This is a genomic window from Plantactinospora sp. ZYX-F-223 (assembly GCF_039649625.1).
Classification (GTDB): Bacteria; Actinomycetota; Actinomycetes; order Mycobacteriales; family Micromonosporaceae; genus Plantactinospora.
This window is the reverse complement of sequence record NZ_JBDJAV010000035.1, coordinates 1-17,412: the sequence shown is the minus strand read 5'-3', so window position 1 is coordinate 17,412 and position 17,412 is coordinate 1. Positions and strand designations below refer to the sequence as shown.

At 72.1% G+C, this 17,412-nt stretch carries 12 protein-coding genes; 7 read left to right on the top strand and 5 right to left on the bottom strand.

Annotated features, from left to right (window positions below):
- Nucleotides 1–10: 10 nt before the first annotated feature.
- Nucleotides 11–304 carry an NIPSNAP family protein gene (locus AAH979_RS29940; protein WP_346261481.1) on the bottom strand — a complete coding sequence of 98 codons (294 nt, stop codon included), beginning with the start codon at nt 302–304 and terminating at the stop codon, nt 11–13.
- A 405-nt stretch (nt 305–709) separates the two neighbouring features.
- Here AAH979_RS29940 and AAH979_RS29935 point away from each other — a divergent pair, with 405 nt between their 5' ends.
- A complete protein-coding gene (locus tag AAH979_RS29935) occupies nt 710–1,516 on the top strand; it encodes an SDR family NAD(P)-dependent oxidoreductase (RefSeq protein WP_346261480.1) in 807 nt (268 codons plus the stop codon).
- Between the two features lie 176 nt (nt 1,517–1,692).
- Here the strand turns inward: AAH979_RS29935 and AAH979_RS29930 are convergent, their stop codons facing one another.
- Nucleotides 1,693–1,950, bottom strand: a complete 258-nt coding sequence (locus AAH979_RS29930; RefSeq protein WP_346261479.1) for a hypothetical protein — start codon at nt 1,948–1,950, stop codon at nt 1,693–1,695.
- 646 nt (nt 1,951–2,596) lie between these two features.
- On the opposite strand from AAH979_RS29930, the gene AAH979_RS29925 reads away from it, so the two are divergent.
- Entirely contained in the window at nt 2,597–2,896 is a 300-nt protein-coding gene (locus AAH979_RS29925) for a hypothetical protein (RefSeq protein ID WP_346261478.1), read from the top strand.
- Between the two features lie 986 nt (nt 2,897–3,882).
- A complete protein-coding gene (locus tag AAH979_RS29920; RefSeq protein WP_346261477.1) occupies nt 3,883–6,540 on the top strand; it encodes a LuxR C-terminal-related transcriptional regulator in 2,658 nt (885 codons plus the stop codon).
- Here AAH979_RS29920 and AAH979_RS29915 read toward each other — a convergent pair.
- Complete coding sequence (locus tag AAH979_RS29915; RefSeq protein WP_346261476.1) at nt 6,528–8,375, bottom strand: ABC transporter ATP-binding protein; 1,848 nt, start codon at nt 8,373–8,375, stop codon at nt 6,528–6,530. The two genes, AAH979_RS29920 and AAH979_RS29915, sit on opposite strands and share 13 nt — an antisense overlap.
- On the bottom strand, nt 8,368–10,206 hold the full coding sequence (locus tag AAH979_RS29910; protein WP_346261475.1) for an ATP-binding cassette domain-containing protein: 1,839 nt from the start codon (nt 10,204–10,206) through the stop codon (nt 8,368–8,370). The genes AAH979_RS29915 and AAH979_RS29910 overlap by 8 nt, the downstream gene beginning before the upstream one ends.
- A gap of 393 nt (nt 10,207–10,599) precedes the next feature.
- On the opposite strand from AAH979_RS29910, the gene AAH979_RS29905 reads away from it, so the two are divergent.
- Nucleotides 10,600–11,676, top strand: coding sequence for a radical SAM protein (locus tag AAH979_RS29905; RefSeq protein WP_346261474.1), 1,077 nt, complete (start codon nt 10,600–10,602; stop codon nt 11,674–11,676).
- A 192-nt stretch (nt 11,677–11,868) separates the two neighbouring features.
- Here the strand turns inward: AAH979_RS29905 and AAH979_RS29900 are convergent, their stop codons facing one another.
- Nucleotides 11,869–12,414, bottom strand: coding sequence for a class I SAM-dependent methyltransferase (locus AAH979_RS29900; RefSeq protein WP_346261473.1), 546 nt, complete (start codon nt 12,412–12,414; stop codon nt 11,869–11,871).
- Nucleotides 12,415–13,712: 1,298 nt separating this feature from the next.
- Between AAH979_RS29900 and AAH979_RS29895 the strand changes: the two genes are divergently transcribed.
- From AAH979_RS29895 to AAH979_RS29885, 3 genes are read left to right on the top strand one after another with little or no spacing between them, the layout of a single operon-like run.
- On the top strand, nt 13,713–14,207 hold the full coding sequence (locus tag AAH979_RS29895; RefSeq protein WP_346261549.1) for a (2Fe-2S)-binding protein: 495 nt from the start codon (nt 13,713–13,715) through the stop codon (nt 14,205–14,207).
- A 2-nt stretch (nt 14,208–14,209) separates the two neighbouring features.
- Nucleotides 14,210–15,205: a xanthine dehydrogenase family protein subunit M gene (locus tag AAH979_RS29890; RefSeq protein ID WP_346261472.1), complete on the top strand. Its 996-nt coding sequence runs from the start codon at nt 14,210–14,212 to the stop codon at nt 15,203–15,205.
- A gap of 2 nt (nt 15,206–15,207) precedes the next feature.
- Nucleotides 15,208–17,409: a xanthine dehydrogenase family protein molybdopterin-binding subunit gene (locus AAH979_RS29885; protein WP_346261471.1), complete on the top strand. Its 2,202-nt coding sequence runs from the start codon at nt 15,208–15,210 to the stop codon at nt 17,407–17,409.
- Nucleotides 17,410–17,412: the final 3 nt, after the last annotated feature.

The window sequence follows — 17,412 nt, the reverse complement described above, 5'->3', positions numbered from 1 at the left end:
CCGTCCGAGGTCAGAGCACCGGTTCGACGGTGCGGATCTCCTCGTCGAGCAGGTACTCGTGGGGGTCCAGGCCCAACTCGACGCGCTCCGGCGAGCGCCAGTAGTCGGCGTTGGCCTCCTCGAACGACTGCGGGCCGGGGTGCGACACGACCCAGATGTGCTGCTGACGCTCGGCATCGACCCAGGACCCCGAGATCTCGAAGCCGAAGCGTCGGCGCAGTGGCACGACGAGCGTCCGCCACGCCTCCACCCACGCGTCGAGCCGCCCCGGTCGGGCGGTGTAGATCCGCAATTGCGTCGTCACGTCCCACCGCCGCCTCGGCAACCACAACGGAATTCGGGGCCTGACAATACGCCGACTCGGGGTACGGCGCAGCTGAGGTCTGTCGACGTCCGCAGCCGGCCATGTGCCCGGGCGGTACGCGGAGGGCGCGTTCACCGGCGGCGAGCAGGTCCTGTTCGAGGGACGGGGCGGGTGGTGGCAGGCGTCGATGGCCCAGCCGAGGCATGCTGGCGGCGCCCTTGCCCCCGGGAATGGTCCGCAGCGTCGGCGCCACGGTCGTCGCCGGTAGCTCGGCGCGACAGCGGGCACCGGCGCGCCGGTCGTCGAGACGACGCTGCGGGCGCCACCCGGCCGATGATGTCAGGACAGACGCCCATGGTGAGCGGAGAATGAGCAGGGATGATCGGCCACACACCTGGAACGGTCGTGCTGACCGGAGGGACCAGCGGGATCGGCGCGGCGACAGCACTGCGCATCGCCAGATCGGCCCGGTGCCTGTTCGTGCATGGTCCGGAGCCGCGTTCGGCGGTACAGTCGCTGGTCGAGCGAATCCGTGCCGCAGGGCGGGCCGAGGTGGTTTACGCGCAGGCCGACTTCGATCGACTCGACGACGTCGTGGCGCTGGCCCGGCAGGTGGCGAGCGCCACCGACCAGGTCGATCTGCTGATCAACAACGCGGGTCGTCCCGGTGCGGAGAGCCGCCGGTGCAGCGCGGACGGCTACGAGGCGACGCTGCAGACCAACTATCTGGCGGCCGTGCTACTCACCGAACGGCTCGTACCACGGATGCCCGCGACGGGCCGGGTGGTGCACGTGTCCTCCGCGACCCATCTCTCCGCCCACCTCGACCTCGACGACCTGCAGTTCCAACACGGCTACCAGCCGGCTGCCGCGTACGCGCGGTCCAAGCTCGCGCTGGTCGCCCACGCCGTTCGCCAGTCCGGGCACTACCGGCCCGGGATCGTCAGCGTCCATCCGGGGGTCATCGACACCCGGCTGCTGCACGCGATGTTCGCGGTCCAGGGCAAGGACGCGTCGTACGGGGCCGCGAACGTCATCCACGCCGCCAGTGACCCCGGCGTGCCGAGCGGGGCCTATCTGGACGAGAACCGGGTGGACGAACCGGCCGGACAGGTCCGCACGGCGAGCTTTCGAGACGATCTCTACCAGCGCACCATGGTTCTGCTCGACCCCTGGCTCGACGGCGCTACGGCCCGGTCGGACCCGGCGTAGGTACTGCCGCATGGCTGCGTGGCGGGCCGGAAGGACGGATCCTGCTGTGCGTGGCGGAGTAGTACGCCGTCGAGCCGGCCGGCACCTACCCGGTGCCGGCCGGTCCTGACGTGATGTCGTTTCCGTCACCGGCGAGGATGCACACCACATCGGAACCCGGTGAACGTCGGCGGGCGTTAGTAGGTGAAGGTCCAGAGGAAGTAGAAGCCGGGGCCGGTGGGGCCGTACTGGCGGTACTCGCAGTAGTACCAGCTCCACAGGCCGGTCTGGACACCTTCGCCGCCGTAGCTGTTGCAGAACTGGCCGTCGGAGTAGACACCACGCAGGGTGCCGCCCGGCGGGTCCGCAGCCGCCGGAGCGGCGCCGATCCCGAGCAGCCCGCCCAGTGCGAGCGCCAGCGCCGCTACCAGGGTCGCCCGTCTGCGTCCGCGCATGAGACTCCTTCCGTTACCGTCCACAGTGCAGAGCGACTCCCCGTCGAGCCGGCGCCCGGGACATCGAAGTTCGTAAAAGTCAGGCTCACATGGGAATGCATGATCCGGCTCACGACAACGGGTGATGATGTGGCGACGATCCGTCAGCGCGGTCTCCGTCGAACGGGCATCCGCCCTGACGGCGTGGGGGTCGGCCCCGGGCGGCCCCGGCGCGTCCGGCGGTCGCATCGACATGCCGACACACTCACGTCGGTACTTCCGGGCGCCTTCGCGTCGCGGCGTCGCCGTCGCGTACCGCGACGTCCGGCTGGCGGCGGTTGGGCGCGCAGAATTGATGCGAGGAGGGCCTTGTGGAGATTCGGTTCGACGTCGGCGACGAGCGTGGTCGGGTGTGGGTGGAGGTGGTACCCAACACCGACCCGGTAGCCGTCGGTAAGAGCGAGCGGGACCTGGGCATGCCGGTGTGTACTGCCTCCGTCGAGTTCAGTGCCCGCGGCTACCGGTCACTGCTGGGCTGGGTGCAGTTGGTTCGGGAGCCGAGTGCGACGGACCGGTTCGAGGTCGACCCGTTCGACCTGTTCGCCGATTCCAGCGCACCGTTTGCCTGGTACGGGGTCCGGCCGGTGTTGTTCGACGCTCCCTCCCGGTGGCGTACCGGTACCGTGCAGTGGCAGGCACACAGCTTTTTGACGATCGGGCCCTGGGACGGCGACCGGCGGCTCATTGCCCCCTGGTCGGGTTCGCCTGGGGCTACCGCCAGGATTCGCACGGTGAGCTTCACCTGTCGCCGCTGCGCCTGCTCGGACCGGCCGACTGGAACGGCCACCGTCCTTACCTGGCCGAGCGGTACCCGACCTGGACGTTCGACGACGGCAGTCCGCTCGCGCGACACCCCGGCACACCGCGTACCGGAGGTGAGAAGATCATCGCGGATGGTGGTACCTGATCGACGGAAAGATCCTGAGCGCCGAGGTGCGGTCGGTGGTCCCGCCCACCGCCGGAGCGGGGCTGATCGCGTTCCTGGTCGCGTACCGGCCGTCACCGCCTTCCTGGCTGCCCCGATCCTGGTGCTCCTCGCCGGAAACCTGGGCAGCGAAGCGGTAGGGCAGCGCCGGCGTCGCCGTCCCGGCCGGCCGGGCAGCCCCGCACGCTGGGTATCCGACAGACCGGATCCCAACCCCCAGGGCGACGCTACGATTTTCTCGACGCCGGGCAGAACCGCAGGCCAGCCTCCGGGATCGGGATTTGGAACGGTAAAGCGAGCGCCGCACGCACCTGGAAACTGGTTCGGCTCACTTTGTGCAATCGGACGGATCAGTTCGGGTGCGCATGACGTATTTGCGGAGTCGGTCGGTTCTTGCCCGGCCGCGTATCTATCGTTGATCATTTGATCCGGTCGGGGGAAGGGATCGTGCGCATGGCATGCGCGTTGAACCTTTTTCAACCTGGACCGCGCGGCGCTCACGCGCCGCGTCCGACCTTGCGGTCCGCCGGACCGCAAGGGGAGGTTGAAAAAGGTTCATTGTGGACACGGTCCATCGGATCGCCGCGTACCGGCCGTCCAGGCTGCGTTCAGTCACGATCCAGTCGCGCCTGGCATTGTCGGCCAATCCAACGACATTGAGTGAGTACTCGTGATGCTGGTACGGGATCCGAATGCGGAATCTCTGCACGGCAAGATCCAGGCAAGGGCTGAGCCGGAACGGATTCTCCACTGCGGAGGCGAAAGGGATCCGGCGCGTTCGTCGCGCAGGCCCGGTACGTGGCGCGTTCGCCACCGGTCACCGACTTGACCGCAATTCGGGTAAGTCGCCCGAAGTTTCTTCCAACGATCAGGAATATTCGTGGACGGCGTAGCCGAACCGAATTTCCCGAACGGCACAGTCGACATCTGGCGAGATGTCGGTGTCCGCGGCAGGGAGGGGGCAATCCGTGGACCGCATCCGGACACCACTGGTCGCACGATCCGGCCTGGTCCAGCAGATCATTACCGCGCTGACCACCGACCGGGGGGCCGTACTGGTGGGGCAGCGGGGGACCGGCCGTACGACTCTCGTCGAGATAGTGACCCGGCAACTGTCGACCGACCGCTACGCCGTGACCCGTACCACCGCCACCGAGGCGGGACGTCCAATTCCGTTCGGACCGTTCTGCCAACTGTTTCCGGTCACCGGCGACCCCGTCCTCGTCCCGGGCAGGATCCGCGCCGAGCTGGTGCGACGTGGACGATCGCGTACACCCCTGCTGGTCGTCGAGGACGCGCACTGGATGGACGACCGGTCGGCGAGTACCCTGCTCGGCCTCGCGCACGACAGTCACATCCGGTTGATGGTCACCACCCGGGCCGACGTGGCGACGCCCGACGCCGTCGTGGCGCTGTGGAAGGACCGGCATCTGCGTCGGGTCGACCTGCCACCGCTGGACCCGGCGGAGACGGCGACGCTGATGCAGGCGATGCTCGGTCACGCGGTCGCCTCGACCACCGTGCAGCTGGTCTACCAGTGGACCGGCGGCAACCCGCGCCTGGCGACCGAGCTGGTCCGGCACGGCACCGCCACCGGCCGCCTGGTCCGCGACCGGGGCCTGTGGTGGTGGCGTGGTCCGCTCAGCGTGCCACCGCATCTGGTCGAGCTGTTCCTGCCCGAACCCAACCGGCTCACCCCGACCCACCGGGACGCGCTGGCCGCGCTCGCCGTGAGCGATGACCTGCCGATCGAGCTGATCGACCGGGTCGCCCCGGATGCCGTCGAGGAACTGGAGGATCTGGACCTGTTGCGGACCACGGACACCGAGGACGGGGTGTCCGTGGGATTCAGCCATCCGTTGCTGCAGGCGATCGCCTGGGCACAGGTGTCACCGGCCCGGCGGCGCCGGGCCGCGTCGGCGCTCGTCGAGGCGGCGCGCGAGGTCGGTGGTACGGCACCGGATCCGGTCACGGTCGCCCGCTGGCAGGTGGCCGTGGGTGGGCCGGTCACCGCGGCGGTGTTGACGGATGCCGCCCGCCGGATACGGCCGCACGATCCGGAGCAGGCGCTCCGGCTGGCGCGGATCGCGTTCGGCCGGGACCGGTCCGCACGCGCCACGGTCGTGCTGGCCGACGCGCTCGCCGAACTGGGTACCGGACGCGAGGCGCAGTCGATACTTCACCAGGCGACCGCGTCCGACCGTTCGGCCGCCGGACGCATCGTGCTCTCGGCGGCGCTCGCCCTGCACCGCTGTGTGACCGAGCGTGACCCGGCGTCGGCCCACGCCGACCTGCGGGCGCTGCGCGCCGTCGCGTCACCGGACGCACCCGAGGTCGACGTCGTGGACGGCGCCGACGCGCTGGTCCTGCTGGTCGGTCAGCGCCCGGCCGAGGCCATCCGGGTCGCCGACAGGCTGCTGCGCCGGCTGCCCGGCGCCGGGTCGGCCGGCGGCTCTGCCGCACTGCGGTGCCGGATCGCCCGTACCGTGGCGCTGGCCCTCGTCGGCCGCACCGACGAGGCGGCCGCCGCCGGCGCGGCGGTACTGGCCGATGCCGGCGGCGGCGCCGGGGCCCCGGACACGGCGGGTCTGGCCGCGGCGGCCCTGTCCCTGATCGGGCTGTGGCGGGACGGCAGCGCGTCGCTGCCGGTCACCGATCCGATCCTCGGGCGCTGGCCGAGGCCACCGGGGACGGTACCCGGAACCCGGCTACGTGCCGTCGACTGGCCGCTGCTGGTCGGGTACGCGCGGCTGCTCCGTTCCGAGTACCCCGCCGCGATCGAGCCGCTGCGCGAGGCGCTGGCGCAACAGGCCGTCGGTTTCCGGCCGTTCCGGTCGGAGGCGTCGGCGTGGCTCGCCGTGTCGCTCGCCGCGGCCGGGCAGCCGCACGACGCGCAGCGGGTGCTGGACGTGTACCCGCCGGACCGGCTGGCGGTGCTGCCGGGCCTGCGGCCGTGGGCGGACGGGGCGGTCGCTGCTGCCCGCGGCGACACCCGGTCCGCCGGGCGGCGTCTGGAGGAAGCGGTCGCGGCGGCACACACGGCGGGTTGCTGGAGCGTCGAGCTGCAGTATCTGACCTGGGCGGCGCGGCTGCCGCCGGCCGACCAGCAGGTCGGGCTGGCCGACCGGGTCGCCCGCTGTCTCCGGTACGTGGACGCGAGGCGGCTGGTGACCGAGGCGCGCGGCGAACTGGCGCTGCTCAACCGCGACCGGGCGGGCCTGCTCGAACACGCCACCGGGCTCGCCGAGATGAGGCTGCACCGGCCGGCGTGGCGGCTGGCCGAGGCCGCCATCAGGGTGTCGTCCGGGCGCGACCAGGACTACGCCCGGGCCGTCGCGCTGGCCGGTCGGCTCCGTGGCGCCCTCGGCCTGCCCGCACCGAACCTCGAGTCGCCGACCCTGACGGCCCGGGAGAACGAGGTCGCGGCTCTCGCCGCCACCGGCCTGCCCAATCGGGAGATCGCAACCCGGCTGGTCGTGTCGGCCAGGACCGTCGAGAGCCACCTGGCCCGGGTGTACCGGAAACTCGGCATCGGTTCCCGTCGTGAGCTGCGGGCGGACTGGTTCAGCCGGGCGGCGGAGGGCGGGTCGGGCTCGCCGGCCACCCCGGACACCTACCTGGTCTGACCCGAGCCCGCCCCGACCCCGCCCCGGGTCGCCGCCGCAGCCGACTCCAGGACCGTCGGGCCGGCGACGTACGCGGCGGCGTGCAGCGCGTACATCTCCGCGTAGCGGCCGGCCCGGTCGACCAGCTCGGCGTGCGGGCCGTACTCGACTATCCGGCCCTCGTGCAGGACCACGATCAGGTCCGCGTCGCGCACCGTGGTGAGCCGGTGCGACACCACGACGGTGATCGGCGCGTCGGCGGCCGATCCGCCCGGCGAGAGGTACCTGCGCAGCAGTTCGGCCTCGCTGTCCGGGTCGAGGCTTGCCGCCGGCTCGTCGAGCAGCACCACCGCGGGCGCGGTCCGCATCCGGCCCCGGGCGAGCGCGAGCTTCTGCCACTGGCCGGACGACAGGTCGGTACCGTCCGGAAACGTCCGGCCGAGCCGGCTGTCGAGGCCGGCGGGCAACGCTGCCACCACGGTGGTCGCGCCCGCCGCTTCCAGCGCGCTGCCCACCGCCTCCCGGTCGTCGATCGCGCTGAGCCGGCCGACACCGACCGACTCCCTGGCCAGCAGCTCGAATCGGCAGAAGTCCTGGAAGACCGCGGTGACTTGGCTCCGCCACAGCTCTGGATCCACCTGCGCCAGATCCTGCCCGCCGAACGTGATGCGCCCGGTCGACGGCGGGTAGAGGCCGGCCAGCAGCGCGACCAGGGTGGACTTGCCGGCACCGTTGTCACCGACGACCGCGACGGTGGCGCCGGCCGGCAGCCGGAGGTCGATCGGGCCCAGCGCCGGAGTCGCCTCGCCGGGGTACCGGAAGCTGACACCGTCGAGGACGAGGTCGCCGCGCTCGGGCAGGTCCCGGCTCCGCCCGACGGTGGTTCCGGCGTGCGGGTATCCGGCCAGTCGCTGGTAGAGCGCGACGGTGTGCAGCGAACGACGCAGCCATCCGATCAGGAAGCTCAGTCCGGTGGTGGCGCCGACCAGCCGGGTGCCGAGCAGCAGCACCAGGACGGCCTCCCCGGCCGACGCGGTGCCGGAGAGCACGGACCGGGTGACGATGTACAACCCGCCGACGAGCGCGACGCAGAACAGCAGCCAACCGGCGGCCACCGCGACCGCGCCGCGCGCCCGGGCGGCTTCCCGGCGGCGCGCCGAGACGGCGAAGGCCTCCCGGTGGCGGGCGGCGATCTCGCCGCCCAGCCGGTACAGCCGGACCTCGGGGGCGGCGGCCGGATCGGTGGCCAGGGTCAGCAGCGCCGCGCGTTGGCGGTCGGCCTCGGCGCCGGCCACCTCGGCCGCGGCGACGATGCCTGCCTGCCAGCGAATGGCCAGGGCCAGCGGCACGATGAACACCGGCAGCAGGGCCAGCACCGGACTGACGACGGCCATCAGGGCCACCGCGCCGATGAACCGGGCCAGCAGGCCGGCGTTCTCCACCAGCGCCGCGAACGCACCGCCGAACTCGGTGCGGCGCTGCCGTACCAGCTCGGCCGTGTCGAGGAACTCGGGGTCGTGGTAGTGGCTGACGTGGGCGGGACCGGAGCACAGCGCCATCAGGCGGCGGTCGAACTCGAGTCCGACCCGCTGCTGGAGCACCTGCCGGAGGTCGGTGGCGACCGCGCTCGCCTGGTGCACGAAGACGGTGACGAGGACGAGGACGAGACCTCCGGTCAGCGCCTCGGTGACCTGCCGGGCGACCGCGCCGTCGACCATGCTGCGCAGCCCCAGCGCCTGCGCCGCCGCGACGATGTTGAACAGCGGGACGAAGACCATGACCAGCACCGCGCGTCGCGGGTCCGACCGGACCGCGACGCCCACCACCAGGCGGGCGGCGCTCCACCAGCTACCCACGACGGCCTCCTGCCGGATCGGTGAAGGGTGCGGACTGCACCCGGAACATCTGGGCGTACCGGCCGTCGGCCGCGAGCAACTCGTGGTGGCTGCCATACTCGCTCACCCGGCCGCCCCGTACCACCGCGATCCGCTCGGCCAGCCGGACGGTGGCGAACCGGTGCGACACCAGGATCGTGGTGATGCCGGCGGTGATCTCCAGGAACCGTGCGTAGAGTTCGTACTCCGCCTCGATGTCCAGGTGCGCGGTGGGTTCGTCCAGGATGAGGACCCTGGCGCCCTGCCGCACCGCGTAGAGCGCCCGGCTCAGCGCCAGCCGCTGCCACTGTCCGCCGGACAGCTCGGTCCCGCCGGTGTAGGCGCTGGTCAGCGGGGTGTCCCAGCCGTCCGCCAGCCCCTGCTCCACGCCGAGGAAACCACCGAGCCGGGCGGCCTCGACCACCGCCTCCCTGGTGCCGGCCGCCTCGACGGCGCCGAAGGCGATGTTGTCGCGTACCGAGAACGGGTACCGGCCGAAGTCCTGGAACACGACGGCCAGTTGCCGGCGCCAACTCGCGAGATCGTAGTCGTGCAGGTTCCGGCCGTCGACGAGGATCCGGCCGGCGTCCGGCCGGTAGAGCCCGGCCAGCAGCTTGGTGATGGTGCTCTTGCCGGCGCCGTTGTCCCCGACGATCGCCAGCGAGGACCCGGCCGGAATGACCAGGTCCAGGTCGTCGAGGACGGCGCGGGCGTCGCCGGGATATCCGAAGGAAACCCGCTCGAAGCGGATCTCCCGGTGCGGCAGCCCGGTCGCGGCCTGCCCGGCGACGGCGGGCCGCTGGCCTCCCAGCGCACTCACGGCGAGCGCCGGCGGTACCGCCGCACTGGCCAGGTGCAGCCGCCGTTGCAGGTCGCCGGTGAACCCCAGGGCGAACAGACCCAGTAGCGCCTGGAGGGCGATGGTCAGGTGTCCGACCGACGGGTCGCCGGTGCTGGCCCCGTACGCCAGCGGTACCACCACGACGACGTGTGCCGCCAGCAGCAGCCCGCTCGCCGCCAGGTGCCGCCGGCCGTCGGTGGTCTTGCGGCGCATCTCGATGATGCCGTCCCACCATTCCCGGGTGAAGCGTTCGGCGAGCCACTGGTGCAGGCCGAACAGGCGTAGCTCCTTGGCCGACGGCGCGGTCACCGTGATGTCGCGCAGGTACGCCGCGTGCCGTAGCTGAACGGTTCGCGCGGTGTTGGCGACGACGGCGCGGGCCATCTCCTTCTCCTGCCAGCGGCCGGTGACGACCCAGGCGGCGCCGAGTACGACCGGCATCCACCACTGCCCGGCCCAGCCGAGCAGGACCGCGGAGGCCAACCCGGTGAGCCGGAGCGGGACCAGCGCGGCCAGCGCGTTGACGGCCTGTCCCGGGGCGTGGCCGCCGATCCCGACCCCGCGCGCCTGCTCGATCTGGTCGGCGACGTCCGGGTCGTCCAGGTGCGCGACCCCGGCGGGGCGCAGTGCGCCCTCGACGGTGCGCTGCGCCAGGCTGCCGTCGACCGCGGTACTCAGCTTCGCGGTGACCATCGCGCGGATCGGCTCCAGGGCGATGTCCAGGACGAGGGCCAGCCCCAGGAGGGTGAGCCCCAACCACGCCGCCCGGGAGGCCGCCGGACCACCGCCGGCGGTCAGCGCCGTGACCAGTCGGCCGATCGCCAGCGGCAGCAGCACGACGCCCGCGACCTGTCCGGCGACGAGCGCGGCGAGCAGTGCGGTGAGCGGGGCGTTGACCCGCGGCAGCTCGCGGACGAGCGCCGACACACTGCCGGGGCGGCGGGTCACGCCGGCTGTCGGTGAGGTCGACACGGGCACACTCCTTGCGACGTCGACGGGTTCGGTCCAGCGCCGCGGTGGCCACCCGCGCGGGGTGGCCACCGCCATCAGGCACCTGGCCCCTTACGAGGCGTCGACCGGCGGGTAAGCGCGCATGATCCACCTCCTCTGCTGGCGACGGACAGTGCACCGTGGCGGCCGCCACGCCAGAACGCTAGGTGCCACGGCGCACCGGGGAATCGGTAGTCGGGTACGCAACCGCCGTGCCGGCGCCACCGAGGGCCGGCCGGTACGCGTACGCCGTCGGGGGGCCGGACCTGCGTATCCGGTGGTCCCGCTTGCGTATCCGTCGCCGATGTCCCGGGCGGTTCGCCGCCCATACAGTTCCGGCGACCGCACTGCCGATTCCTTCGGGAGACCCGTCTCATGAATGTCGACGCAGGTCCCAACGTCCTCATCTGGGACGTCACCTTCGCCTGTCCACTGCGCTGCTCGCACTGCTACACAGAGTCGGGCCGGCGGCGCCCGCAGAATCTCAGCCACGAGGAGATGCTGAAGGTGGCGGACGCGCTCATCACCTTCCGGCCGATCATGATCACGCTCTGCGGGGGTGAACCGCTCACCGTGCCGCGCATCGTGGAGGTGGTGGAACGGTTCGCCGCGGCGGGCGTACGGGTCTTCCTGTACACCAGTGGTTGGTCACTGCCCGAGCGGACGGTCCGGGACCTGGCCGGCATGGTCGCCAAGATGGTGGTCAGCGTCGACGGCGCCACGGCCGAGGTGCACGACCGGATCCGTGGCCGCGCCGGCTCCTTCGACCGGGCCATGGCCGCGCTGGCACTGCTCGACGCGGAGAGCGCCCGGCGTGTCGCCGCGGGGGAGTCCCCGCTGCGGTACGGCATCGACAACGTGGTGGTCCGCAGCAACTACCACCAGCTCGATGAGATGTGCCGCTCCGTCGTGCCGAGATTCCCGCACCTGAGCGAGGTGGCGTTCGGTGCGGTGGTGCCCACCGGCCTGGCCAGCCGGGTGTCGTACGGCGAGCACGAGATGCTGACCGACGAGCAGGTCGCGGCACTGGTCGACGAGGGGACGAGGCAGCGGCTCCAGCAGGCCGTGCCGGCGTCGGTCACCGTCACCACCACGGACAACTTCGGCGTGCAGATGCACCCCGACTACATCGCCAGCCACCCCGACTTCCGTCCGCTGGAGATCGAACCGGACGGCGAGGTGCGGGCGATGCCGATCTACGAGGGCACCGTCGGCAGCCTGCTGACCGAGGACCCCTTCGTGCTCTGGGAACGCGCCCGCAGCCGGTGGCACGACCCCTTCGTGCTGGAGTGCCTGCGCGGAATCCGTACCAGGACGGACTGGGCCGAGGCGGTGCGCCGGATCGACTACCGGTTCGGCTCGGACGAGGTCCGCGCCCGGATCGACCGCCGCCCGGTCTTCGATCCGGACCAGCCGCAGCGGCGGCTCGCGCTGCGGCCGGTCCGCGGCTGAGTCCTCGCCCTCGCGAAGGCGCCGGGGCCGGGGCCGGACGGGCCGGCCCCGGGCCGTGACGTGTCCGTCAGGAGGTGGCGATCCTGACCGCACCGACGTCGTCGGCGCTGGCCGGCGGGGCGCCGACCCGGGCTCAGGATCTGGCGACCCGGCGGGGGTGCCCGGAAATCGGCCGACTCCCCGCCGCTCGCCTCAGGGCGCCGGCGTCGCGGTGATGCAGGTGAGCACCCGGCCCTGCCCACGGACCTCCATCGAGCTGGTGGTGGTGAACCCCTGGGCGCGGAGCAGCCGCTCGGTCGAGGTGAGGTTTGCCCCGGGGTGCACGGAGCTGGGCCGCTCGCCGAACACGTAGAGCCGCCCGCCGGGAACCAGCAGGTTGCGCATCCGATGGATCTGCCGCGTCGCCGCACCCAGCCAGAACAGGTTGACGTTCACGGCGAAGATCTTGGTGAAGTACCGGGTCGGGAGGTCGGCCGACTCGAACTCGGCGAGTCGGATCTCGGCCCTGCCCGAGCGGATGTGGCTCGCGTTACGTTCGGTCGCGAGCCGGGTCATCGTCGCCGCGCGATCGATCGCGACGATCCGGCCGGTGACGAGCCGGCTGGCGACCAGGGAGACGGCCACTCCGCGCCCGCACCCGATCTCCAACAGGCGGTCGTGCGGGGCGACAGCCATCGTCTCCACCGCCCAACGCTGCCGGTAGGTGGCCGCGAGGGCCTGGGCCGACGCGTCTGGCAACGGGACGGAGTCACCGGCGAGGAGACCCGGATCGCGGGTCGGGAGGGTACATCTCACAACGTCACTCGCCGGTCCGGGTTCTGCTCACACACCCGATTTCACCTCTCTGGATCGCCGGATGCACCGTGTCCTCGGTCACGTGGGGCCGGGCCGAGCATCCGGGCAGGACATCGCCGGGCGCGCCGAGCGGATGGCGCCGGGGTGCGTCAGGCCGGCTACGAGCTGCGGCGGGCCCCGTTAGCCCTGCGGAGCTGGGCCGCGCGTCGGCGGGAACGCTGGGCGTAAGAGTTCCCCCGGTTGACTAAGGGTTCCCCTGGTCGATTACGAGTTCCCCCGGTCGACGAACAGAAACTGGCCAACCAACGGCGGGCCGCTGGCCGCCCACGGGCGTCCGGGCACCGACCACCGGCGATCCACTCGATTTCGGGTGAACCCGGATTGAACGGGCGATATCAGTCGCGCAGGGTGATGTGGTGCTTGTCCGCCAAGGTTTCTCGACGTCGGGCACGTCGTCCGGCTTGGGCGGCGAGACGGGCCCGGCGAACCGCGGTCACCGGGACGTCGGCCGGCGGAGAATGGCGCGGTCGGCAGCGGGTTCCTCGGTGTGGTCCCGGACCGGCCGCACCGGCCGGCGGCCGCGAGCGCCCCCTTCCCAACCCGCACCACGTTCTCGAGGTTCGCCAGGAACCCGCCGGTCCGGTACGCGAACTGGGTCGCCCGCTTCGCGCGGGAGCCGGCCGCGCCGTAGCCGACGATGCCGCCGGCGACGGTCGTGATGGTCACGGCGGTCGCCGGGGATCTGCCCGCAGTCGACCGCCGTGCCGTCCGGCGCGTCGGTCAGCCGACCGAGCGCGTCCAGCTCCACAGAAAAGGCCGCCATGGCTTCTCCCCCACCAGTGTCGACAGCACGCTGTGCCGCCGGTCCGGCAGCTCGCCTGTCAGCGAGCGTCGCAACGTGGCGCTGCCCGCCGGGGCGAGGCCGCGGCTGGTCGCGATGTGCTGAGCCGGCGTGGGGTAGAACCATGCAGGAGCAGCCGCCCAGATTGCGCCCAGACCCTGCACAGTCGCCGCCAGGGAAACGTTCCGGGTCGAGCAGCGCGACCTGCGGTTGACCCCGGACACGCCTTCGGGGAGGACCAGGGCGTTCCCGGGTATGTCGGCCGTCCCCCACCTCGCCCAGCCGGCTTTGCGAATCCGGTCTTATCCCTCCCAACTATCGCAGATACTCCATCCCGTACGACATTTCCGGGCAGGGGAGCGGGGGAGACGTGAGTCGAGACGACGGAATCGGGGGCGCCATGGGTCCGCCCGCACCGAGCGGGGCCACCCAGATCCAGCTGACGCTGACCGTGAACGGCGCCGACCACGGGCTGCGGCTCGACAACCGGATCACCCTGCTCGACGCGCTCCGTGACGACCTGGGCCTGGTGGGCACGAAGAAGGGCTGTGACCAGGGTGCCTGTGGGGCGTGCACGGTGTTGCTCGACGGCCGGCGGGTGCTCGCCTGCCTCACCCTCGCCGCCCAGTGCGAGGGCCGGCAGGTGACCACGATCGAGGGCCTGGCCGGTGACGGGCGGCATCCCCTGCAGGAGGCGTTCCTGCGCCACGACGGGTTCCAGTGCGGGTACTGCACTCCCGGTCAGATCATGTCGGCGGTCGCCCTGCTCCGCGAGGGGCGCGCGGGTTCCGACGAGGAGATCCGCGAGTTCATGAGCGGCAACATCTGCCGCTGCGGCGCGTACCCGAACATCCTCGCCGCCATCCGCGAGGTCGCCCGCGCGGGGGTGGCGTAGCCGTGCGGGCCTTCGAGTATCTGCGCCCCGACGACGTGGGTGCCGCGGTGGCGCTGGTCAGCGCCGACCCCGCGGCCCAGTTCCTCGCCGGCGGCACCACCCAGGTCGACCTGATGCTCAAGGACGGCATTCTCGACCCCGAGCGGCTGGTCGACATCACCCGGCTGCCGCTCAACGGGATCACCGCCGACGACCGGACGCTGCGGGTCGGCGCGCTGACCACCATGGAGGAGATGGCCGCCGACCCGACGGTGGCCCGGCGTCTCCCGCTGGTCCGCACGGCGTTGCTCGCCGGGGCGTCGCCGCAGTTGCGCAACATGGCGACGATCGGCGGGAACCTGCTGCAACGGACCCGCTGCCGCTACTTCCGGGATCCGACCGTGCCGGACTGCAACAAGCGGCGGCCGTCGTCGGGCTGCGCCGCCATCACGGGTGCGGCGGCCCGGATGCACGCCATCCTGGGGGCGGGCGAGAGCTGTATCGCGTTGCACGCCTCGGACCTCTGTGTACCGCTGGTGGCGCTGGACGCGGTGGTGCAGGTACGCGGTGTCGACGGCGAGCGGGATATCCCGCTGACCGAGTTCTACGTGCTGCCGGGCGACCGGCCGGACATCGAGACGGTGCTGCGCCATGGTGACCTGGTGACGGGGGTTTCGGTGCCGCTGCTGCCGCCGGCAGCCCGGTCGGGCTACCTCAAGGTGCGCGACCGTGCCTCGTACGAGTTCGCCCTCGTCTCGGTCGCCGCCGTGCTCGTGGTCGAGGACGGCATGATCACCGAGGCCCGGGTCGGCCTCGGTGGGGTGGGGACGGTTCCCTGGCGGGCGTGGGCCGCCGAACGGGTGCTGACCGGCGCCCCGGCTGTCGCCGAGACGTTCCGGTCGGCGGCGGCCGCCGAACTCCAGGAACCGTTCGTCGTGCCGGGCACGGCGTTCAAGCCGGAGCTGGCCCGGCGGACGATCGTGCGGGCGCTGGAGACCGTCGCGGGGTACCAGCCGTGACCATGACCGAGCCGACCACGGTCGTCGGGGCCGGTGTCGACCGGGTGGACGGGCCGCTGAAGGTGGCAGGCGCGGCGGCGTACCCGTCCGACGTCAGTTATCCCGGGATGGTCCACGCCGCACCGGTGCGCAGCACCATCGCCGCCGGCCGGATCAGCAGCATCGACACCACCGCCGCCGAGGCCATGCCCGGAGTCCTGGCGGTGCTCACCCACCACAACGCCGCACGGCTCAACCGGGGACCGGAGAACAATCTCGGACCGACCCCGCCCCCGCCGCTGCAGGACGACCGGATCCTGCACAACGGGCAGTACGTGGCGGTGGTGGTCGCCGAGCGGCCGTACCAGGCAGCGGCGGCGGCCCGGGCCGTCACCGTCGGCTACGAGCGCGCCGACCCGGTGCTGGAGATCGACGACCCGCGCGGTGAACTGCGTACGAACCCGTTCGACACCGACGCCGACCGGGGCGACGTCGCCACCGCGCTCGGCTCCGCCGAGGTCGTGCACGAGGCGACCTACAGCACGGCGGAGAACACCAACAACCCGTTGGGGCCCTTCGCGACAGTGGCGGCCTGGGACGGCGACCAGGTCACGGTCCACGACGCGACCCAGTGGACCTCGAACGTGCGGACCACCGTGGCCGAGGTGTTCGGGCTGCCGGAGCCGGCGGTCCGGGTGTACGCGAAGTACGTCGGCGGCGGCTTCGGATCCGGTCTGCGGGTGTGGCAACACGTGATCCTGGCGGTGCTTGCCGCCCGTACGGTGGGCCGGCCGGTGAAGCTGGTGCTCTCCCGTCCGGAGATGTTCACCGGTGTCGGGCACCGGCCCAACACGGTGCAGACGATCAGGCTCGGCGCCCGCCGGACCGGTGAGCTGGTCGCGATCGACCACGAGTCCGTGCAGACCGTGGCGATGGGGGACGAGAACATGGAGCCGGTGGCGTCGGTCAGCGGCAACTCGTACGCCTGCCCGAACGTGGCGCACCGGGACCGGCAGCGGCGGCTGCACATCCCCTGTCCCGGCTCGATGCGGGCACCCGGCGAGGCCCAGGGCAACTTCGCGCTGGAGTCGGCGCTCGACGAACTCTCCTACCGGCTGAACCTGGACCCGCTGACGCTGCGGATGCGCAACTACGCCGACACGCAGCCGCAGTACGGCCTGCCGTGGTCGAGCAAGGCGCTGCGCGAGTGCTACGAGGTGGGGGCGGAGCGGTTCGGCTGGTCCCGCCGTGAGCCCGGGGTCGGCGCGATGCGGGACGGCCGGTGGCTGGTCGGGTACGGGATGGCCGGGGTGAGCTACCTGTGGTGGCAGGTGCGCTGCGAGGCCCGGGCCAGCATCGGCCGGGACGGCACCGCCTACGTGAGCAGCGCCGCCACCGACATCGGCACCGGCACCTATACCGTGATGTGGCAGCTCTCGGCGGAGCTGCTCGGGCTGGAGTTGGCGCAGGTCCGGTTCGACCTGGGCGACTCGGAGATGCCCTGGTCGCCGCAGGCGGGCGGGTCGGGGCTGACCGGCGCGCTCGGCAACGCCGTGTACGCCAGCTGCCGTGAACTGATCCGGCGGTTCCTCGACACCGTCGCGGACGATCCCGAGTCGCCACTGCGCGGCTGCACGATCGACGACGTCGCGGTCAGTGGCGGGCGCATCCACCACCGTGCCAACCCCGGGCAGGGCGAGAGCTACCTCGCGATCCTCGCCCGACACGGGCTCGACGAGCTGACCGCCCAGGCGGCGAGCGCCCCGCCCGAGGCGCAGCAGGTGGGGATGGCGCCGGCCGGCGCGTTCGGGGCGAAGTTCGTCGAGGTGCACGTCGACCCGGATCTGGGACTGTTGCGGATTCCCCGGGTGGTCTCGGTGATAGACGGGGGCCGGATCCTCAACGAGAAGCTGGCCCGTAGCCAGATCATCGGCGGGATCGTCGGTGGAATCGGCCAGGCGTTGTTCGAGGAGACCCGCACCGACGCCCGGACCGGCCGGATCGCCAACGCCAACCTCGGCGACTACCTCGTCCCGGTGCAAGCGGACATCGGCGAGGTGGACGTGGTCTTCGTCGGCGCACCGGACCGGCTGACCCCGGTCGGCACCAAAGGGGTCGGCGAGGTCGGGCTGCCCGGCGTACCCGCCGCGATCGCCAACGCGGTCTACCACGCCACCGGCAGACGCATCCGTTCCCTGCCCATCACCATCGACCAACTCCTCTGAGTC